The organism is Helicobacter sp. 11S03491-1 (assembly GCF_002272835.1).
In the GTDB taxonomy this organism is placed as follows: Bacteria; Campylobacterota; Campylobacteria; order Campylobacterales; family Helicobacteraceae; genus Helicobacter_J.
Window position 1 is genome coordinate 1 of record NZ_MLAO01000007.1, and the last position, 21,659, is coordinate 21,659.

At 33.5% G+C, this 21,659-nt stretch carries 14 protein-coding genes and 1 CRISPR repeat array; of the genes, 1 reads left to right on the forward strand and 13 read right to left on the reverse strand.

Annotation, left to right across the window (positions count from 1 at the left end; all coding sequences use genetic code 11):
* Nucleotides 1–532: 532 nt before the first annotated feature.
* From BKH45_RS05690 to BKH45_RS08740, 13 genes are all read right to left on the reverse strand, one after another.
* Nucleotides 533–832, reverse strand: coding sequence for a helix-turn-helix transcriptional regulator (locus tag BKH45_RS05690; protein WP_095274526.1), 300 nt, complete (start codon nucleotides 830–832; stop codon nucleotides 533–535).
* Entirely contained in the window at nucleotides 822–1,148 is a 327-nt protein-coding gene (locus BKH45_RS05695; RefSeq protein ID WP_257874504.1) for a type II toxin-antitoxin system RelE/ParE family toxin, read from the reverse strand. The genes BKH45_RS05690 and BKH45_RS05695 overlap by 11 nt, the downstream gene beginning before the upstream one ends.
* Before the next feature lie 263 nt (nucleotides 1,149–1,411).
* Entirely contained in the window at nucleotides 1,412–1,813 is a 402-nt protein-coding gene (locus BKH45_RS05700; protein ID WP_095274527.1) for a hypothetical protein, read from the reverse strand.
* 191 nt (nucleotides 1,814–2,004) lie between these two features.
* On the reverse strand, nucleotides 2,005–2,568 hold the full coding sequence (locus tag BKH45_RS05705; RefSeq protein ID WP_095274528.1) for an ImmA/IrrE family metallo-endopeptidase: 564 nt from the start codon (nucleotides 2,566–2,568) through the stop codon (nucleotides 2,005–2,007).
* Between the two features lie 2 nt (nucleotides 2,569–2,570).
* Nucleotides 2,571–2,960, reverse strand: coding sequence for a hypothetical protein (locus BKH45_RS05710; RefSeq protein ID WP_095274529.1), 390 nt, complete (start codon nucleotides 2,958–2,960; stop codon nucleotides 2,571–2,573).
* A 25-nt stretch (nucleotides 2,961–2,985) separates the two neighbouring features.
* Nucleotides 2,986–10,392, reverse strand: a complete 7,407-nt coding sequence (locus BKH45_RS09065) for a hypothetical protein (protein ID WP_095274530.1) — start codon at nucleotides 10,390–10,392, stop codon at nucleotides 2,986–2,988.
* Nucleotides 10,393–10,781: 389 nt separating this feature from the next.
* Nucleotides 10,782–11,348, reverse strand: a complete 567-nt coding sequence (locus BKH45_RS05720) for a hypothetical protein (RefSeq protein ID WP_095274531.1) — start codon at nucleotides 11,346–11,348, stop codon at nucleotides 10,782–10,784.
* Nucleotides 11,335–11,466: a hypothetical protein gene (locus tag BKH45_RS09070; RefSeq protein ID WP_257874505.1), complete on the reverse strand. Its 132-nt coding sequence runs from the start codon at nucleotides 11,464–11,466 to the stop codon at nucleotides 11,335–11,337. Before BKH45_RS09070 ends, BKH45_RS05720 begins: the two co-directional genes overlap by 14 nt.
* Nucleotides 11,467–11,741: 275 nt before the next feature.
* Entirely contained in the window at nucleotides 11,742–12,035 is a 294-nt protein-coding gene (locus BKH45_RS05725; protein ID WP_143428386.1) for a hypothetical protein, read from the reverse strand.
* A 177-nt stretch (nucleotides 12,036–12,212) separates the two neighbouring features.
* Nucleotides 12,213–13,634: direct repeats of the CRISPR family, unit length 36 nt; unit sequence GTTTTAGGCAGTTTTTAAATTCTTCTATGCTAAAAT.
* A 151-nt stretch (nucleotides 13,635–13,785) separates the two neighbouring features.
* Entirely contained in the window at nucleotides 13,786–14,109 is a 324-nt protein-coding gene (gene cas2 / locus BKH45_RS05730) for a CRISPR-associated endonuclease Cas2 (RefSeq protein ID WP_219349990.1), read from the reverse strand.
* Nucleotides 14,072–15,019, reverse strand: coding sequence for a type II CRISPR-associated endonuclease Cas1 (gene cas1 / locus BKH45_RS05735; RefSeq protein WP_095274533.1), 948 nt, complete (start codon nucleotides 15,017–15,019; stop codon nucleotides 14,072–14,074). The genes cas2 and cas1 overlap by 38 nt, the downstream gene beginning before the upstream one ends.
* Before the next feature lie 6 nt (nucleotides 15,020–15,025).
* Nucleotides 15,026–18,238: a type II CRISPR RNA-guided endonuclease Cas9 gene (gene cas9 / locus BKH45_RS05740; protein ID WP_095274534.1), complete on the reverse strand. Its 3,213-nt coding sequence runs from the start codon at nucleotides 18,236–18,238 to the stop codon at nucleotides 15,026–15,028.
* Nucleotides 18,239–18,833: 595 nt separating this feature from the next.
* Nucleotides 18,834–19,088: a hypothetical protein gene (locus tag BKH45_RS08740; protein WP_143428387.1), complete on the reverse strand. Its 255-nt coding sequence runs from the start codon at nucleotides 19,086–19,088 to the stop codon at nucleotides 18,834–18,836.
* Nucleotides 19,089–19,185: 97 nt separating this feature from the next.
* Between BKH45_RS08740 and BKH45_RS05750 the strand changes: the two genes are divergently transcribed.
* On the forward strand, nucleotides 19,186–21,651 hold the full coding sequence (locus BKH45_RS05750) for a phage tail tape measure protein (protein WP_095274536.1): 2,466 nt from the start codon (nucleotides 19,186–19,188) through the stop codon (nucleotides 21,649–21,651).
* Nucleotides 21,652–21,659: the final 8 nt, after the last annotated feature.

Consider the following 21,659-nt stretch of genomic DNA (forward strand, 5'->3'; position numbering starts at 1 on the left):
GGAAACATGTCTCTGAAGAAGAATTACGCAACAAACATATCTTTAAACCCAACATGGAAGATATTCTAAAAACACTTTCTGAAATTGAGGAATAAAGAGAGAATATTTCAAAGATTACTCAGAAGTTGGCTTTGAACCTATAGCCACGCAGATCCCATTAAATGCTGTTTCAAAATTTGACTGCCAAGATAATTTTATTGAAGTTTTTGATAAAGATAAAATCGTTAATATTTGGAGTCATTGTAATTCCAATATTCTGGCTGTTGAAGTTTTGGATTAAGTTAATGAAGGGGTTATAGGCTTAAGAGGAAGCTAAAGGGCTTAGAGATTGAGAGAATAGCCATTGATGTTTTTTATTTACTCAAAAAAGAATCTTTGGTATTTGGAGTATTTGTATCGGATCTAAAATAGAGTAGATATAGAATTAAAAAAGTTTAATTTTAAGCTTAATTTAATTCTAATTTTTGCCATATAAAACAGAAGTGAGCCCCTCACTTCGATTTTAAGCGGCAATTTACAAATTTTATGCTTTTTATCTATCCACAAAATCAATTTTTAGTTTTTTGCCGCAAGCTTGAGCGTATTTCATCAGTGTATTTAAGCTGGGGGAACTTGAAGAGCTTTCAAGTCTTGAAATATTGCTTACATAAGTGTTGAGTGCTTTTGCTACATCTTCTTGAGTAAGCTTAGCGTCATTTCTTGCTTGAAGCATTTTAGATTTGATTTCAATGAGGGGTTCAAGAGCTTGATATTCTTTCAAAACCTCTCCTTTTAAATACTTTGCTTTAAGATCATTGATGTTGTAAGTTTGAAGATTTATTTTATTTTTCATTCAAAAGATCCTTTTTTCTTTGTATGCAGATATTTATATCTTTTATAGGTGTTTTTTGAGATTTTTTAACAAAAGTATGCAAAATTACGATTGAGTTTTTTTCAAAATAACAAAACACGCTTCTAGCAATTCCGCTCTTTGCCTTTAGTCTGATTTCAAACAATCCGTTATTCAAAGATTTTGTATAAGGCATTCCAAGATTAGCAGAATTTATTCTATCCATCAATTCAATAATTTCAAAAAACTTAGCCACCAAATCAGGATTCAAACTCATCGTATCTTTCTCAACATTTTCATTAAAGAAAATTACTTGCAAACAAATCCTTTTATAGTTTTTCAAATATTATCATTTTTGATAATAAAAATCAAGTGTAATCACCCAAATTCCGGCGGGTGTTTATCCAATATATGAGAGAGTCCCATCTTCTTATCTCCCCATACCAAATCAATATCTCATAATCCTTCTTTTTAAGTTCCATCATAATACGTTACTTTTTGTAATAAATTTGATTCTTTTTGATATAAACTCTTTAATCAGCTCAGGCGGTATGTGATATTTTGATTGATTTTGCTTGAATTTCATAATTTGACAGCTGCATTTTTAAATTTCATCTTGCGTTTAAAGTTTCTGTCAGAATAAAAGGTTATAATTCTTTCGGCGGGTAAGGACAAACGGCTATTCCGTGTTTCCGGTGTAGAAACATCTTTACCCGCATTTCCAACAACTACTCTAAACCTTACCCCCTCTTGATTGTGCCATTCATAAATCCTGTTTCCATTCTTATCGATAAAAGGCTCTTGATAGGCTTTGAGATATTCTCTCATAGAGTTCCCCAAATTTAAATATTCTTTTGGTGTGATATACCCTATATCTTTTGGGTTGCTATGCCGGGCATTGATATGGGTAGTCCCATACCCTTTGTTTGTTTTTTTGTCTTGCGTGCCTTTTTCTAATCTGATACTCCCTTCTATAGAGTCCAAGTCTTTTTTGATGGTTGAATAATTATGAAAAAGCTATAAAATATGATAAGATAAAAAATCTTATTAAAGACATTTGATTACCCTGCGCTTATCTCACTCTACGCTGCTGCGCCATCGGCTTAATCTCAATTTATGGGGATTATAATTTTTTTTAATCCGATAGCTTTGGCATAAATTAAAAAATAATGCTTTTAAATTTTATCTTTATTGATATAGCCTAAATTAACAAGTCGCCATTTCATTGCATCATAAGATACTCTAAACCTCGCTGACAATCGTTTGATAACTGTTTCAAGACTAATATCTTTAAAATCTTCACTTTTGGATAGTCTTTCAACCTCTTCATCAATAAAAGCAGCCGGCATCAATAATCTTGCTGCAAAATCATTAGCTCTTCTTTCTATGGGGCTTACTCCTTTTCTGTATAAAGTATCAAAATTATCTTCTATAGGGTCTTGATATTTCTCAGAGTTTGGCAGAATATCATTGACAATATGACCCAACTCGTGTGCTAATGTAAAATTTTGTCTGGCTTCGGATACCCCATCATTTAACCATATTCTGGGAGAATCATTTTCGATTTGGACGTAACCATCTAAAAATAATTTATCCCATTCCAGTCTTTCGTCAATGGTTATATTTAATTTATTTCGTATCAAATCTTTAATATCTACGGGTGGTTTTATTATGTCAAAATGTTTTAAAATTTCTTCCGGAGCTTTGTTCATAAGTATTTTTAAATTTTCAAGACTCATTTTTACTCCTTTTCTTGTAATATCTTTTTTATTTTATCATTAGAGTTGTTATTTTCAGCAAATTCTTTATAATTTTGATTTGATTCTCCCAATTCTAATATATTTTCTACTTCTATATTTATAAATTTTGAAAATTTGCTCTTAAAATCTTCGCTATCAAAAATCAAGTTCATAAAGTCTGCCGAGACTTTTGGATCTTTTAAAGCCTTATCAAGTTTTTTGCTTGCAGTTTCCACGATTTCCATTTTTATTTTTTTTGACATAGTTCTTTGATAAGAGATACTAATCCATCCAATACCAAATGCCATAATTGCTACTAACACACCGATTATGCCAACTACCCAACCTGAAATTTGCGCAAGTGTTGAAATTTCCATACTCAACGTTTCCATATTCAACCTTTTAAATTTTGAAATGTCATAGCAAAGATAATTCCAAATCAATTTTTTGGGTTTGTCTTTCTTGATTTTTAACTTCATTTGTGCTAGGATTGGGCTGAAGATTGTTTGCAGATAGATCGGTTCCATTCTGTGAGGCAACCTCATTACTTGGTCGAGAATCTGAATGGGGCAATCTTGTATCTTCATACGCTGTAATTACCCAATGATTATCCCCTTTGTCTAACCAACCTTTTGATAAGCCTATCCGATAAGATTTTCCATTATTAAATTTGATACTTTTCACACCCGCATTTTCTACTACCTTTCCCTTCTCCACTATCTCAGGGATAAGTCCGATATCAAAATCAGGGTGTTTATCAAGGATATGGGCCAGTCCGTATCCTGTGTGTTTGCTTGGATTACTTACCTCTCCCCATACCAAATCAATATCCCCTAACCCTTCTTTGTAGAATGCTCCCATGACTTGCCCTTCTTTGGTTTGGAGGAGTTTAGTAATCGCTCCTTTCCCGTCATGGTAGTATTCAGGGTAATTTGTACCAAACTCTTTCAGGGGTTCATGATTGGGTTTTGGATTCTCTTTGGCTTCTTGAGTGCTTAAGGGTTCTTTGTTACTATAGTCTTCTTTGATTTTGGGATTTTCTTGGAGTTTAGATTGCTTTTGTTCGTGCGAAATAAACGCGTTAATTTTGTTTCTGAGATCAATGTTTTCTTCAAACTCATTTTTCAAAGATGCAATTTGATTTCTAATCATCTTAATAGTGCCAAAATCAAAATAATTGCCTTTGCGTTTCTGCAGTTTTTTGAGTTCGGTTCTTTGAGTCTCTAAAAAATAAGGGATAATCCTCAATTTGTCTATATAGTCATAAACAAGGGGTTGATCATGTATTTTTTTAAAAAATTCTTTGACATCATGATCTTGGAGTATTTTCAGTTTTCTCATATTCGTTTTGATAGAGTTTTGTAATATTGCTTTGTAATCTTTTGTTTGATTTGAGACTGTGTTGTCTGTGGATCGTTTTAATTCGTCTTTATATCTGATAAGGTGCTTTTGGTATTTTTCTTTATCGTGTTTTATTGCATTTTGAAGTCTCCGAATGTATTTTGGATAGCCGGTGGCAAAATCTGATTTAAACTTTGAGAGACGTTCATAATCAAACTCCTTTTCTTGAAGCGTTTTATAGATATTGTGTATATCAATACCGTATTTTTCCCAAAGTTCAGAAGCTTTTTTTTGGACTTCTTGGAGTTCTTTGGCAGGGATGGAGAGAATATCTTTTATATCTTTTTGTTTTATTGTTTTTTCAGTGATGGGGGGAGACAGGGATTCTTTAGGATCAATAGGGAGACTTTGGTTCTTGGCTTTTTCCACCAAAGCAGAGTTTAAAACATTGGGATTCTCATCAAAATAAGCGGGGTATTTTTGCCCCATAAGGGCGGAGAGTTCTTGAAATTCTTTTACAGATACAAAGAGATCTTTTTTTGCACGATTTAATTCCTCTTCACTCTGTGTAATCAAATAAGCATTCTTTTTTTTGGCAAAGCTGTAATCACGATAGGTTTTTTCAAGTTTTTGGATATGAGGGAGGTAATTTTTTATTTCTTGTTGTTTATCCAAAATAGTTCCCATATCATTGATAAACTCCCTTCCAACAGGGTCATCAAGCAATGCTCTGACTTTTGGATTCCCGGCTAGGGCAGCCATCTTTTTATCTCCAAAATTAGAATACTCTCCAATATCTTTTAATACCTTATCATCCCATGCATCTCTTTGAAGGACTTCATCCCTGCTGTGTTTGATATTCCCTAAGGCATAAAGGGATTCAAGATTATTTTTCGTCGTGAATTTTTTATATTTTTTAAAAAAATCTGCTTGACTTTTTAGCTCTGAGGTGGTAGGATTGGATGAAGGATTGTTAAGAGAATAGCTCTCCTTAACAGAATGTCCATTAGAGTCGATCCCCTTAGTGGAGTCCTTTTTGCTATAACTGCTAATAACCCAATAAGGTGTCTTTTCTCCTTTCCAATCATTTCTAAGCCCGACAATAGAATTATCCGATACAATATTAGGTCTTTGTTTTTCATCAAGTATAAATCTGCCATTGTTGATAATTCCATCGAGTTTATCCACAACTTCGGGGTGAAACTTTACAATCTTTGCGAGTCCGAATCCATCGGATTTAGCACTGCCTTCTTTCCCCCAAACAAGAGTTATATCCCCTATATCAGGGTGGTAGAATGCTCCCATGACTTGCCCTTCTTTGGTCTGCAAGAGTTTCTCAATCGCTCCTTTCCCGTCATGGTAATACTCAGGGTAATTTGTGCCGAATTCTTTCAGGGGTTCTTGAATGCTTAAGGGTTCTTTGTTACTATAGTCTTCTTTGATTTTTGCATTCGGATTGGGTTCTTTTTGAGTTTGTTTTGCTTGATTTTTAACTTCATTTGTGCTAGGATTGGGCTGAAGGTTATCTCGCATACGATGTGCTGAAGTTGCGGGGGTAAGCTGTTCTTGGTGCGGATATGCCGGGGACAGGTAATCTTTATTATATGCTGTGATGATCCATTTTTTATCTTTACCTTTATAATCCAAAGCAATAGCTATTCTACTATCATCTGTATTTAAAAAGATTCTGTTTGTTCCCCTATCTACCTTTCCATCATTTATGATTTCAGGGATTTTATCCACAACTTCAGGGTGTTTGCTCAGAATATGAGAGAGTCCCATTTTCTCATCTCCCCATACCAGGTCAATATCCCCTAACCCTTCTTTGTAGAATGCTCCCATGACTTGCCCTTCTTTGGTTTGGAGGAGTTTAGTAATCGCTCCTTTCCCGTCATGGTAGTATTCAGGGTAATTTGTGCCGAATTCTTTCAGGGGCTCCTGATTGGGTTTTAGATTCTCTTTGGCTTCTTGAGTGCTTAAGGGTTCTTTGTTACTATAGTCTTCTTTGATTTTTGCATTCGGATTGGGTTCTTCTTTAGGTTTAGGGGGCAGATTGGATTTGATTTGGAGTGCTTGGAGTGCTGTTTGTGTGTCTTGCAAATTTTGCATAATGTTTTTTTTGCTGTTTTCAAACATTGGCAAGCTTTCTTTATAAAATGGGTTATCCTGATTGGCTTTGGCATAATTGATCCGTTCTTGATTCTTATGCAGGGCGCTTTGCAAATTTTTTATCTCATCTTTGAGATTGAGATAATCCCAAACTTCCTTAGGAGAATGTTCAATAAAATCTCTGACTTCTTGGCTTTTGACTGCTCTTTCCAAATCTTCATAGTTATATCGGGGAGGTCTTTCGCCTTTTTTAGTTTTAGATTTTTTTCGGATTTCTTGATGGATTTCTTCAATAAAACTTTTCCAAATATCTTCTGTTTGGTTTTCTGCGTTTTTTTGTATATCAAAAGGATATTTAAGAAATAGCAATAAACCTTCAGGGTACTTGGAGGCTATTTGTTTATAGGCTTTCATTTTTGGAGGTTCTTTGGAAGGGTGTCCCAAAGTCTTGGACAATTCTATAGTTTTTTGGAGTTCTTCTCTTAAGAAAGAAATATCGCGTTGGAGTTTTTGTATCCTTTCCTTTTTGGATTGTAAATCCGATGTTCTGTAACTGATGTGATATCTGTCATTTTGTTTTTCTTTTTCAATATTCTTTTGTATAGCCTGTGCTGCTTCTTGTGTCATTTTGAGTTCGAATTTTTTGGATTCTATGAGGGCGGGAAATTCGTTCAAATTATGTCTATAACGTAACACAAGGGAGTGTTTATCATCAAGATGACTCAAAAGTTCTTGGAGTTGCGGGTTTGTAATTATGTCTCTATCAGGGAGTCCGGTGTAGATATCAGCGGCAGCGGATAAGACGTCTTGAATTTCAAAATCCTTATTTGGAAAAGCAGATTTATATAAGGCAAAACCATTGAGAGTTTTCATCAACTCATCGTATTGTTCGGGGGTAGAAATAAGAGTAGGGTATTTTGACAGAAGCTCTTCTTGACTTTTTAGCTCTGAGGTGGTAGGATTATGGGGTAAGTTTGAAGGCAGACTCTCGCTTTCTTTAAAAACATCAGAGGATGCTGACTTGGTGGGTTTCTTACTATCGAATGCGCTTACAATCCAATGATTATCCCCTTTTCCGTCAAACCCTTTATTAATGCCTACAATATATTTTTCTGATTCTATGTTATAACCATTATGTCTGTTTATGATATTTCCCTTCTCCACTATCTCAGGGATAAGTCCGATATCAAAATCAGGGTGTTTATCAAGGATATGGGCCAGTCCGTATCCTGTGTGTTTGCTTGGATTACTTACCTCTCCCCATACCAGGTCAATATCCCCTAACCCTTCTTTGTAGAATGCTCCCATGACTTGCCCTTCTTTGGTTTGGAGGAGTTTAGTAATCGCTCCTTTCCCGTCATGGTAATACTCAGGGTAATTTGTGCCGAATTCTTTCAGGGGTTCTTGAGTGCTTAAGGGTTCTTTGTTACTATAGTCTTCTTTGATTTTGGGACTCTCTTGGAGTTGTGCTTTAGTGAGGTTGGCTTCTTGATCGCGTTGGATTTTGTTTTGAAGGTAGGCAATTTCTTCTTCAAGGAGATCTCCAAGTTCTTTAATTTTCTGATGCTCACCCATTTTTTTATAAAACTCAAGATCATCCATAGCACTAAGAAGTTTCAATTTATCGAAGTCAGCTTTTTTAAAGAAGTCTTGGACTTCTTTGTCTTGGATGACTGCAAGGTCTTTTTTGATCATAGCTTCATTTACTTCATACTCAGCTTTTTCTAATATATCTTTTAATTTCTTTGCTCTGCTTTGGAGAGAGATTCCATCCTCCATGTATCCCTTCAAACGCTGTGGGCTAAAATAATCTTTATATTTGTCTTTGAGTTTTTGGTAATCCTTTATCCATGCTTGGAGTGCCGGATTTTCTTTAGCCCTTGCTTGATTTTTAACTTCATTTGTGCTAGGATTATCGGGAGAAAGATTTTTGGATAGATTGGTTTTGCCCAGCTGTTCTGAAACGTAAGCCTCAGCACCGTCGAGATACTGCTTAGGGTCTTTCAACTCATAGCTTGTAACTATCCATTGCCTGTCATCACCTTTATATTTTTCATGAATGCCTACTATTTGATTGTCTTTGAGTATGCCTAAGCGATTATGTTTATCTCTAAAAATCTGTCCGGTTTCTATTACATCATCTATTTTTAAGGCAGTGTCCTTGCCATGTTTATCCAATATATGGGATAGCCCCCCTCTTTTATCTCCCCATACCAAATCAATATCCCCTAACCCTTCTTTGTAGAATGCTCCCATGACTTGCCCTTCTTTGGTTTGGAGGAGTTTAGTAATCGCTCCTTTCCCGTCATGGTAGTATTCAGGGTAATTTGTACCAAACTCTTTGAGGGGTTCATGATTGGGTTTGGCTTCTTGATTGCGTTGGATTTTGTTTTGAAGGTAGGCAATTTTTTCTTCAATGAGTTCTATGATTTTTTGGTTGTTACCCACTGCTTGATAAAACTCAAGATCATCCATAGCACTAAGAAGTTTCAATTTATCGAAGTCAGCTTTTTTAAAGAAGTCTTGGACTTCTTTGTCTTGGATGACTGCAAGGTCTTTTCTGATCATAGCTTCACTTCCTTCAGACTCAGCTTTTTCTAACGCATCTTTTAATTCCTTTGCTCTGCTTTGGAGAGAGATTCCATCCTCCATGTATCCCTTCAAACGCTGTGCGCTAAAATAATCTTTATATTTGTCTTTGAGTTTTTGGTAATCCTTTATCCATGCTTGGAGTGCCGGATTTTCTTTAGCCCTTGCTTGATTTTTAACTTCATTTGTGCTAGGATTCTCAGATAAATCGTTCGCAGAGAGATCGGTTCCACTCTGCGAGGCAACCTCATTACTTGGTCGGACATCAGGATGAGGCGATTTAGTATCTTCATAAGCGGTAATCACCCAATGATTATCCCCTTTATTATTCCAACCTTTTGATAAGCCTATCCGATAAGATTTTCCATTATTAAATTTGATACTTTTCACACCCGCATTTTCTACTGCCTCTCCGTTTTGGATGATCTCAGGGATTTTATCCACAACTTCAGGGTGTTTGCTCAGAATATGAGAGAGTCCCATTTTCTCATCTCCCCATACCAAATCAATATCCCCTAACCCTTCTTTGTAGAATGCTCCCATGACTTGCCCTTCTTTGGTTTGGAGGAGTTTAGTAATCGCTCCTTTCCCGTCATGGTAGTATTCAGGGTAATTTGTGCCGAATTCTTTCAGGGGCTCTTGATTGGGTTTTGGATTCTCTTTGGCTTCTTGAGTGCTTAGGGTTGCTTGATTTTTAATTTCATTTGTGCTAGGATTGGATGAAGAGGTTTTAGAGAGAGTCTCCTCTGAATTGTTAGGGATAGAGTCGATAAACTTATCCCTACCTCTTGTATCTTCATAAGCTGTGATTACCCAATGATTATCCGTAGGTTCTCCATATAAATTACTTTTTAATACAACTTTATAGCCATCTTTGTTTATCTGTGTGGCATCGTGTTTTCTTACAACCACTGCACCATCATTTATGATCTCAGGGATTTTATCCACAACTTCAGGGTGTTTGCTCAGAATATGAGAGAGTCCCATTTTCTCATCTCCCCATACCAAATCAATATCCCCTAACCCTTCTTTGTAGAATGCTCCCATGACTTGCCCTTCTTTGGTTTGGAGGAGTTTAGTAATCGCTCCTTTCCCGTCATGGTAGTATTCAGGGTAATTTGTACCAAACTCTTTGAGGGGTTCATGATTGGGTTTTGGATTCTCTTTGGCTTCTTGAGTCAATGATTGTTTTTCTTGGTATTTTTGGGCATTTTTCAGCAGTTCCACATAATCTTGTTGGGCATTTTGATCCAGGGCTTGTGTAGCTTTGGTCATGACTTTCCCGAGTGTCCCTGAGATACTTAAAATCTCATTTTTGAGTTCGGCTATAAGAGAGGCAGGTGTGCCGGGATCGGAGATGAGATTGAAGAAGAAGTCTTTAGAAGTGCGCGATTGGTTCATGGCTTTTTTGATATGGTATAAAAATGCAGCATTCCTGCCTGAAGTGTTGGGCAAGAAGGCTTGAAGCTTTTTAAAAGTGCCATTGACAAGCCCTGTATGTGCTTTTACAATCAGATTGGTAGAGAGTCCGTTTGCTCCTAATGGTAAGGGGATATTCCCCCCTTGAATTTGCTTGATGATATTCCCGTCATTATAAAATAACTCACTCATCCCCTTCAGAGTGGCTATATAATCTTTGAGACTCGGATTTTCTATTTTTTCTTCCAAGCTTTTCAAAGACTCCCTCAACCCCAGCCAATCGACATATTTACCCCCTGCAGAAGATTCATTGATGTGTTTTGAGACTGCAGCAGCCACGATATAAGCTTGTGTTTTATCTTGCATGCGAAAATCAAGTTTGGCTATGATGGTGTCGGCAAGTTTTTCATTTGTGCTAATCCACTTACTGAGATTTTTCCCTAACTTTTCATCGGAGTTGTAGTTTTTTGAGATATTTTTTAATAAATACTCAAAATATTCATTAAAATAAAATTATTTATTATTTAATCTATTTTATATCAAAAACTTCTTTGCATACTTTTTTGTGGAAAAATGTATGAATCATCACGATACAGGTATTGTATCTATTCTCAGGAGTTTGTAGAAGTTCCTCAAAATCTCCAAAACTTCTTAAATATTTTTCGAAACTAAAAAATTCTTTATAAAAGATATTATCTTTTATATTTTCATTGCTTTTAAAATTATACTTAACTATTATTTCATTTTTTATCCTTTTATTTTGTAGTTTTTTTAAAAATTCTATAACCCCTTGTGCTTTCCAAAAGATTATTAACGATATATTTTGCCATTTTTTCTTTACTTTCTAAAAATCTTGGTGGGATTTTTAGAAAAAAAGTTTGACAACTTTCTGTATTCGGATTCCAAACGAAGTTTTCATCACCCTTCAATCCCCATTTTTGATCATAAAATTGCTTTTTGATTTTAAAAGAAATCTTATCAGGATCGGGGGCTTCACTCAGCCCGTATTCTTCCCAATCAACCCCAACCATATCCCATTCTTTGATTATATTTTCAAGAGAATCATAAAAAACGTGATCTTCCCCCCTACTATTACTCTCTATCAACGATAGCAACTCTTCAAAACTCTCTGCCTTGAACTCTTCTTCACCGACATTGCCGTGTTTTGATAAAGTTAAAGTTATATTAACTTTTTTCCTATCATTCAGAATGAGATTCATCCTATAATCTTTGCATCTGCAAGCCTCTGAGCAAAATTTTGATTTTTTTGTTCCCAGAAATTTTTTGCCGCAAACAACGCAAATTTTTTCAGATCTGATCATTTTTTTCTCCTTTTTTTTCTATTTTTTTAACTCTTTTATTCAATTGAGACATATTTAAAACCAATGCTACAAGTAAAAGCACTTCAACGATTTCTGCAATTTGATTTAATATTTGCATCATTTACTCCTTTGTGATAGAATTTCAAAAAAAGTATATAATACCTAGTGTTGTGGTAATAGGATAGAGGTGACAAAGAATATCTTCGCTATAGCCATATTTCTCGGTACCAAAACGGCCATAATAGAAAGAATAAACGCTAACGTTAGAATTTACATTCGTAGGAAAAAGAGGGAATGCAGTATTTAATAAAAGCGCAAAATGCTTATAGCGAAATCTAATCCCCAGATTATAATGCATAATAAAAGTCTCATCATTTATGTAATTAGAAATATTCACCCCCCCCCCCACAGCGTATTTCGCGATTCTATAAACTGCATACCTAAATCAAAGCCCGTAATCAAAGCATAAGTGAGATCGCTTTCTTGGGGCTCAAAAACATAATTAATCCCTACTAAAAAATCTCTTCTCCATAAACCATTAAAATCAGAAGAAAAATAAACTTGTGCCCCATTGAAATCACCATCATTGAATTCTAACCCACCAAAAAGCATACCTTGCCAATCTATAGGGTAAAGAGTTTCTGATGGAAAATCTTTTAATTCTTTGCCCAACGCGTAAAAATTCACTCCTCCTCCCACCCCAACATATATTTTACTTTCTGCTAGAGACAGAGATACACCCAAAGACATAAAAAATAATAGTATAAAAAAATTTGCTTTCATTATGAAAATATATCTATTCTAAAATTAAATAAATATTAAAAATTCTATAAAATGTGTTCATCATCTCTCCAAGATGGCGTCGTTTTAGGCAGTTTTTAAATTCTTCTATGCTAAAATTTCTTTTTGATTCATTCCAAAGTCTTTCTTGTTTTAGGCAGTTTTTAAATTCTTCTATGCTAAAATAGCTGATGAAAAAAGAAAAAATCTAGTCGGGTTTTAGGCAGTTTTTAAATTCTTCTATGCTAAAATAGCGATCCCAAAGCATGGTATCTCTTTGATGTTTTAGGCAGTTTTTAAATTCTTCTATGCTAAAATCTTTTTTGAGGGGTTAAAACGTTTGTTGTTGTTTTAGGCAGTTTTTAAATTCTTCTATGCTAAAATCAATCTTGTTCAAACCCCCTATATTACTTGGTTTTAGGCAGTTTTTAAATTCTTCTATGCTAAAATCAAGATTGAAAGCTTAGAGAGCAATTCTTGGTTTTAGGCAGTTTTTAAATTCTTCTATGCTAAAATAACAAAAGAACTTTTACTTAAAAGATGGGAGTTTTAGGCAGTTTTTAAATTCTTCTATGCTAAAATTTTAAAATAGACAAAAAGGAGCCCCAATGAGTTTTAGGCAGTTTTTAAATTCTTCTATGCTAAAATCTTTTTTGAGGGGTTAAAACGTTTGTTGTTGTTTTAGGCAGTTTTTAAATTCTTCTATGCTAAAATTGACGCCCCGAAATGAGTTCCCTTCCCTCCGTTTTAGGCAGTTTTTAAATTCTTCTATGCTAAAATAGTAACGGCACGCAGGCTTTAGGCAATGTGGTTTTAGGCAGTTTTTAAATTCTTCTATGCTAAAATACTGAAGGTTTTTAGTGTAAAGCCATCCGAGTTTTAGGCAGTTTTTAAATTCTTCTATGCTAAAATCTAAAGGATTACCCGGATCGTTAGTCAAAAGTTTTAGGCAGTTTTTAAATTCTTCTATGCTAAAATAAACTCTTTATATCGGCGCGCTCCTCAAGCGTTTTAGGCAGTTTTTAAATTCTTCTATGCTAAAATTGCCAGCATTAGTTTTAAACTTCTTAAAGAGTTTTAGGCAGTTTTTAAATTCTTCTATGCTAAAATGCCATCCTTATTGAAGCCACACTCCATACCGTTTTAGGCAGTTTTTAAATTCTTCTATGCTAAAATAAGTGCTTTTTGATACTGATCTTGAAGTTTGTTTTAGGCAGTTTTTAAATTCTTCTATGCTAAAATTTTGTCCAATTTTGATAAGCATCTTTACTAGTTTTAGGCAGTTTTTAAATTCTTCTATGCTAAAATACCACTTATTTTTATACTTACTATCAAAGGGTTTTAGGCAGTTTTTAAATTCTTCTATGCTAAAATCTTTGCCATAAAATCGCACGAGAGTTAAGCGTTTTAGGCAGTTTTTAAATTCTTCTATGCTAAAATAAGAAGAAATTCAAGAAGGAGAGAGCGATGGTTTTAGGCAGTTTTTAAATTCTTCTATGCTAAAATAGACCTTGTCTTTATTCCCTAAATTTGGGAGAAAAAAGGTCAAAAAGCATAGAAAATATGCTATAATACCAATCTTTAGAAGAAGAATTTAAAAACTGCCTAGAATAAATGGTTATAGGGTTCCATGTGGAGTTACAATCTCCGAAAAACCCTAAAATAATACAAGTTGTCTTGGTTTATTTGCTTTTTCTGCTTCACTCTTTTCGCCAAGCAATAATCTCATATGATCAAATTGTTTTTCTGTAAGAATCAAGGCTCTTATATGTCCTTTTGGAGGAATTATTAAATCAAGCCTATCAAGATGAGAATTTGCACTTGCGACTCCCTTGCAAATGCGTACATAAACAGAAAATTGCAACATAATAAATCCATCCTTGATAAGTTCTTTTCTAAATTTTGCAGAATTTTTTCTATCTTCTTTTGTATGGGTGGGCATGTCAAACATCACTAAAACTCTCATAAATTTCTCTTCCATCAGAATCTTCTTTTTTAAATAATGGTAATATCAATTCACTTTCAAATCCTTTGATCGCATTTGCCAGAGACCATACAGTTCTGGTAATAGCACGATACATCGGATAGTATTTATCTTTGCATTGAATTTTTGCATTTAAGATGCTCGCTAATTTTTGACGGTGACATAGGCTAAAATCATCTTTAAGACTTTGATTTTCTAACATAAATACCACAAGAGAATCAACAAAAATTCGATAAGGCTCTATCATATCATCAGCAAGATTGAAAGAGTTAAATTGATTTTTGTGAAAAATACCTAGCGTAGGGAGGAACCCACTCCCCACTAAATTCCTTGCCACACAACCCCTAAGAATAGCATAACCATAATTGAGGGCAGCATTAGTAGGGTTAATTTCAGTTCTCTTAAAATCTTTTCCAAAAAGTGCTTGAAAATAGAGAATTGCCCCTTGTGCTTCAAGATTTTTAGAGTCATTAAGGGTTACATCTTTAGACATTTTTAGAATTTTACCAGCTAATTGGGGATTTTGTCCATTAGCAAGCTCACTTTGATTATAAAGCTTTTGCTTGATGATTTGCTGCCATAAAATTGACTTGGTTTGTTGGGATGTCTTAATTTGAAATTCCAACACTTCAGAAGTTTTATAATGACCAAGATAAGGCATAAAAACACCATTGGGAATATGAGAATCATCACAACTAAAAAGAACGATTTTAGAATCTGCTAATTTGCTTAATAGACTATTAGTAATATTAATTTGATGATTCTCACAAATAATAACTAAAATATCTCTTAAGGGTAAAGTTATATCCTTGCCTTCTTGAGTAATGCAAAAATTATTATTTTTAAGACTCAATTTAGCAGGATTACTAATAAAAATAGTTTTATAAGCCTCATCAAAACTACCCATTGAAATTCATTTTTTTGTTGTTTTTAACTTAATATCTTTTCTGGGTTCAAATTTTGCTTCGTTAATTTCGCCCAATACAGAAACAATACATTTCTTAAAAATCTTAAGATCTTGTATGCCGCAGTTTTGTGCCAAAAAACCTGAGGACTTTTTGATTTTGAAAAAAACTTTCTCTGATTCTGATGATAAATAATTACTATGATGTCTAAAGGTTAAAGATCCTGTACCTGAATCTGTGCTCACATAATATGCATATTCAAAATTTTGCATTTTTTTAGTTTGAATTTGGACTAAATCATTTCTAAAAAGACTAAAGCAAAACTCATAATTACTATCCATTTCCAACCAATCTTTGATAACCCCTTCTTTATCTTTTCCGTATACAATAGCTTTATTGGGCAACTTCCCTATTGCTATATCATAACTATAAACAGGCACAACATAGTACTTACCCTTATCTTTAGATTTAAAAATATCCACTCTTACCATATCGCCATTATCGAAAATGCCACCATTGATTTGGCGTATCTTTCCTAATTCAAGCGCCTTTTGTACTCCCTTTTCTCCGCCATAAGATTTAAAATAATCTTTTTTTGATCTTATGGTTTCCTCATGCAATGTTCCGGTAACTTTTCTTTGAGAAGCTCTTGAAATAAAAATTTTCTCAACAGCCTCTTTGGTTTTAGATCGGAAATTTTTTATTGGATCACGTAGTAAATACTTAGCTTTATTATCACTTTTTCTTAATTCAAGTGCCTTTCGATCTGCTTTGATTTTTTTATAATAGCCTTCTTCTTTTGATTTGAGATAATCTGTAAAAGCCTTAATATTAGAATCAGTGGTAAATGCTAAAATAAGGGCATCTTGAGCATGATGAAGATGTGTATCCCGATTTTTGGAATCTAATCCCCAATAATGCCGCAACATTGCAGTGAGACTCCCGCTAATAACGACAATATGTTTTTTTGATGATTTAACACCTGATTTTAAATAAATATTCTCATTTTCTTCTAAAGGCAAGAATTTTAAATATTCATTTGTATATTGACTTACTAGTCTGCTGATATAACCAGTATCATTAAGATTACGTGTTAAGTACTCTCCTCTTGTACCTAATTTTTTATCCATAAAATTTTTGTCAACAATTTTTCTTTTTACATTCTCTGGTAAATTGCACATTGTGCGCAGACGTATTATCAGTGTATTCCATTTTTGTTCATTTCCTTTTAACCATTCATAAGGAGTTCGATCGTTTTTTTCGTCATTGACTTTTGCAAATACCAATACTTTATTGTTTTGAGAATCATCTAAGCTTCTTGAGAGGGGATAAATATGATCAATTTCAAGTTTCTTATCATCTTCTTTATTGTTTTTTGAATTATCTTTCTTATCATTTTTTAAATCATTTGAAGAAATTTTTTTTCCACTATAGACACAAATCTCATTTTGCCGTATCCATAATTTTACTTTTAAAATATTTTGACCATTTGGCTCTAAACCAATTGTTTTGCATATTTTTAATGCTTCTTGATTTCTCTCATAGAGTTCTTTTTGTTCTTTTTCTATTTTTTTCCTATCAGCAAAACTTTTGCCAACTTCACGAGCAAGTTCAATATGAATTTTATGCACCTCTCCATATTTACGAAGTACTGAATTGACAACTTTCCTATATTGAGATATTGCACGATTTACTACCGGATTTAACACATTAGAAAATTCCTCAGTTTCAGACAATGGAGGCAAAAAATCTTTTTTGTTATTTGAATCTTGTTTTAAAAGCTTTGCTTCTTCCAGAGCTTCTCTATAGTTACTGCCTTGCTCCATTATAGGCAATATTTTATAAAGTGCCTTAAGGCTTAAATTAATTGTTTGATTAAAATTTAATTGATTTTGTATTAATTTTTGTCTCATTGCTTCTGAAATAGACAAAAAAGAAAGTTTTTCTTCCAAAATTTTAGGAGATTTATTAAATGCAATAATATTAGCAATATTATCTAAAGTCTCTTGACTTAACTTTTCAAATTCTTCAGAAAATTCAGATAGATAATCTTTAAGTTTATGGTATTTTTCAAATTTAATAAAAATCTGACTTTCCGGATCTTTTTGTTTGATTATTTCTTCTTCTCCTGTTTTTATTTTTGAAATTTTGGTGTAATCCAAGGCACTAAATTCAAATTTTTCAACTCCTTCAAGATTCAATATCTTTCGAAGTTTTTTATAAGTGATACCTAATTTTGTTTTCTCAGCTTCACTGAGAATCTCTTGGATTTTTTCTTGGATTTTTTCTTTTGAATAGACTTCCCCTGCATATTTTTGAACAAAAATTAAAGTATTAATAATTTTTCCAAGATTGATAAATTTCTCTGCGCTAAAACAACATTTACAGGCTCTTTTTTGATCTTTGAAAAATTCACAATCTCCCACCATTGACTCAAAGCTTTTTAAATCACGTTGATAAAAAGCTATGTCCATATAAGATTTTTGCATGTCTTGTGTGGCTTTTTGATTGCCAAATTTTCTTTGGGCACAAAATAAAATTTCTATTTCTTTTTTAAGCTCTTCTCTACCTATAGAACGTCTGTAACTGATTTCTTTGCTATCTTTAGATTTATGATTTCTAACATTTTCATACTTACCCTTAGAAATTTCTTTATTATAATATTTTTTAAACATCATCTCCCCAATAGTCCTGTAACCTGCTTTTTGCATCTGCTCTTTATTGGTATTGATAGCTTCTAAAATAATCTTACTTTCTTTATTTTCTATAGTTTCTTCGCTTATATTTGTTTTATCATTATAACCACGTCTTTTTGCAATGTGTAAAAGAACTCTTGCAAACTCCTTATTATTTAGTTTTCTATCAAGTCCATCACTTCTTAATTGCCACGGAGAAATAAAATTTTTATTTGTAATAAAAAACTCCGGGAGATGTTCATCTTCTGAAATAAAGTCTTCCAGCTTAATATCTAGATATTTTGAAAGTAAAATTTTAATTTGTTTGACTCTTACCCTTTTTCTTTTAAAATTTCTTCTTGTACTTCTGGCTAATCTTCTGGGCAATGCCAAAGATTTACCATCTTTTGGATTCTCTGCTTTACTAAATAACCTTACTCCACAATCAATAATTCTACTATTTTCTTTATTGTCATTATCAACTTCAATCAATCCCCACCCTATAGAGGTAATCCCAATATCTATACCCAAAATTTTAGTAACCATTTATTATCCTTAAAATTATATTCAAAAATAAATTTTTATATTTTATCATAAGAACTAAATATTGAGCAATTTATATTATATGAATCAATAATTTTTTATTGTTTTTAATACTAAATTTACTAACAAAGCACTTAAAGATAAAAATCAAAAACTACTCTAATGATAATAGAGTAATCACTCCTCACAACCAAACAAAAAATAATCCTTAGAAAGCAACTGATTTTTGATATAAATTCTATTACAAACTCAAAAAATAATCAAGAAATCACAATTAAAGAGCCTACTTTACTTCAAATTTCTTCAGCACAAGCCAAAAGCAAAGATGAGCTGGGAATTGCAAAATCTCTACTTGTTGATATGAGTCAAGGTGATTTAACACTAGATGCTATCAATGCCTTATCTGTGAGAGAATTTAAAAAACTACTTGATTCGGTAAAAGATTTTATTGGAGTGGATGTATCGGACTGACAGAAGGCATAGCCTTAATCGGTTATGCCTTGCACTTTAGTTTAAGTGATATTAAGAATATGGAATTTAAAGAGTTTTTGACATATACAAAGATAGCTAAAAGAATCGCTGAGAGTAAGGTATGAACTCAAAGAAAGATACCATCATCTTTTATATAATAAAACCCGCATACATTAGCTCTCAAAGGAATAACAAAAATGAAGAACATAAGAATACCTACAAGAAAATACATTATTAAAAATTCCGGAAATGAATACCCGAAAACTACCGAGAGTAAAAACATAAAAAAGAAAAAAAATGAAACATGGAAAGTGAAAAATGTCAGAGTATTGCAAGCAGCTACCCAAAAACCCTTTAAGCTTTTTTCCTTTTTTTCTCTCATTTTTATTTCCTTTTCTCAAACTCCAATTATTCTACATCACTTTTTTTTAAAAATCAATATTCAAATAAAAAATAAAATTCAAATCAAAGGTTAAGCAATGGGATTAAAATCAGACATCACACTCAATCTGGGAGCAGACTTTGAAGAGATTACCAAAGGCATGAGAATCTTTAATAAAAAAACAGGAGAAAGTCTGACTAAGAGTTTGGATCTCGGGCTTACAAAATCAATAGCAAAATTCAAAGAAGAATTAGGAGTCCTTAAAACCTCTTCGATTATGCCCACAGATCAATTTGCAAAAGTCAATGAAATGGCAAAACGCATTCGAGATGCTACTAGAGTTAAATTAGAAATAGATATGAGTCATGCCACTAAAGCTATTGATGGGTTAAGGTATCAAATACTGGGGACTTACGCATCTTTTAAAGGGCTTATCTCTAAACCCTTAAGCCTTAGCATTGATTTTAACAATGCACTCAATGACATCAATGCTTTTGCAAACCTCTCTTCCAAAGAACTGGAGAATCTCAAAAAAGATATGTGGGATTTAGGTAAAAATAATGGCGTAAGGATGAATGATATTCTCAAAACTACAGAGTTAAGCGCACAACTGGGAGTAGCTAAAGAGGAACTCAAAGACTTCAGCCAACTGGCATTAAACATGCAAGTAGGACTTAAACTGGGGATGGAAGAATCCGTAAATACAATCTCTAAAATATCCAAAGCCTTTCATCTCAATACCAAAGAACTCTCTGTCTTCTCTGATGAGGTGAGTGCAATGGCACTCTCCACCAAAACATCAGCCAAAGCCATATTAGAAGTAACCAATACCACTCTCTCAGGGGCTAAAGCCTTTGGACTCTCTGCCAAAGAGACATCAGCTTTAAGTGCGTCTTTCTTATCCGTAGGATTGGATTCATCAGAAGCAAGTTCAAGTATCAACAAATTCTTCACCGAACTCAATAATATTGATCATGCCACTGATGGTTTTAAAAGGTCTTTGGCAAAAATGGGATTAGACGCAGAGCAGTTAAAAGAGGATATACAATCCAATCCCCAAGAAGCGATTAAAAATCTATTTGAAGATTTAAACAATCTGGAGGATGAAGAACGCTTTGGAGTCATCTCCGAACTCTTTGGCAAGAAAATGGCAAACAATATCCACTCCGCTAAAGATGGAGTCAAAGCCTTTAATCTGGCATTAGAATCTACAAAAGATTCAAGTGGTGCATTACAAAAAGCAGTAGATAGAGTAGCAGGGGATGGTTTTGGAGATTTAGTCATCTCCTTAGGAAACTCTTTTAAGCATCTGGGGGTGAGTATCGGGAATGGGTTTGTGCCTGTGCTAGGTAAGATTTTTAGTGGATTAAAAATAGGTGTAGAGTGGCTATCTGAACTTTTTGATAATTATAAAGGAGTGATGAAATATATAGCAGGTGGCATTGTAGTATTGGTTGGATTAAAATCAGCAATGCTTGGTATTATGATGCTTGGAAATCTAAAAACTCTAGTTTTTTATCCATTGCAATACTCAATTGCATTCCTTACAAACGGCGTAGGACTATACAATCTTGCTTTAGCTAGAAAATCATTCTTAACCAAAATCGCAACCATCAGAACCAATGCCCTTACATTTGCTACTAAGGCTCATAACTTTACCCTTAAAGCTATTAGTTTCAGTTTAGATTTTTTAAATAAAAAATTAAGAATTACAAACATCATAAAAGGAATAGCAACAGGCATTACCTATGCTTATAATACTGCCTTGCTGATATTAAATACAACATTTAAGGCTTTATCTATTGGTATTAATCTATTTGCAAGAGGATTTAAAATTGCAATGTTTTCAATCAAAGGTGCATTAATCTCTACAGGTATAGGTGCATTGTTTGTAGCATTGGGGGCAGCAGTTTATTTGGTGATGAAATATTGGGAACCAATCAAAGCCTTTTTTAAAGGATTGTTTCAAGGAATTGCACAAGGTATGCAACCACTAAAAGATTCTTTTATAGGATTATGGAATTCCTTAAAAACAGCCTTTGATCCACTTGCTCCTTTATTTTCTAAAATTTGGAATGTAATAAAGCTTATATTTAAACCCATTGGTATGTTATTTAATCTAATCTTTGGAGATATTAGCAATACCGGTGAAGAATTAAGCGGTTTTGCACAAACAGGATTAGTTATTGGTAAAGTTATTGGAGGAATTGTCAGGTTGATAGCTTATCCTTTTGAAATGCTGATTAAAGCAATCACTACAGCAGTCAATCTGGGAGGCAAGGTAACAGGATGGCTTGCCGGTATTTTTGGTGGTGATGATAAAAAAATAGAAGTTGAAGCAAACAAAAACTCTTCCATATCCCTTAAGGGTAGCATTGATGAAACACTAGCGAAGCAAAATGAAAACAAAGCCAAGATGCTTAATTCCATTGCCAACAACCAAACACATAACTCAAGAGTTATCAATGATTACAAAAATATCACCATCAATACCAATACCAACGCTCAAGAGATAACAAGGGCGATTAATAGTTACAGCTATGATGATGACAAAGACTTTTAATAAGGAAT

Excerpts from the sequence above, each read along its gene's own strand:
- BKH45_RS05690 (WP_095274526.1), bottom strand. The coding sequence starts at position 832 with ATGAAAAATAAAATAAATCTTCAAACTTACAACATCAATGATCTTAAA.
- BKH45_RS05705 (WP_095274528.1), bottom strand. The coding sequence starts at position 2,568 with ATGAGTCTTGAAAATTTAAAAATACTTATGAACAAAGCTCCGGAAGAA.
- BKH45_RS05710 (WP_095274529.1), bottom strand. The coding sequence starts at position 2,960 with ATGGAAACGTTGAGTATGGAAATTTCAACACTTGCGCAAATTTCAGGT.
- BKH45_RS09065 (WP_095274530.1), bottom strand. The coding sequence starts at position 10,392 with ATGCAAGATAAAACACAAGCTTATATCGTGGCTGCTGCAGTCTCAAAA.
- BKH45_RS05720 (WP_095274531.1), bottom strand. The coding sequence starts at position 11,348 with ATGATCAGATCTGAAAAAATTTGCGTTGTTTGCGGCAAAAAATTTCTG.
- BKH45_RS09070 (WP_257874505.1), bottom strand. The coding sequence starts at position 11,466 with ATGCAAATATTAAATCAAATTGCAGAAATCGTTGAAGTGCTTTTACTT.
- cas2 (WP_219349990.1), bottom strand. The coding sequence starts at position 14,109 with ATGGAAGAGAAATTTATGAGAGTTTTAGTGATGTTTGACATGCCCACC.
- cas1 (WP_095274533.1), bottom strand. The coding sequence starts at position 15,019 with ATGGGTAGTTTTGATGAGGCTTATAAAACTATTTTTATTAGTAATCCT.
- cas9 (WP_095274534.1), bottom strand. The coding sequence starts at position 18,238 with ATGGTTACTAAAATTTTGGGTATAGATATTGGGATTACCTCTATAGGG.
- BKH45_RS08740 (WP_143428387.1), bottom strand. The coding sequence starts at position 19,088 with ATGAGAGAAAAAAAGGAAAAAAGCTTAAAGGGTTTTTGGGTAGCTGCT.
- BKH45_RS05750 (WP_095274536.1), top strand. The coding sequence starts at position 19,186 with ATGGGATTAAAATCAGACATCACACTCAATCTGGGAGCAGACTTTGAA.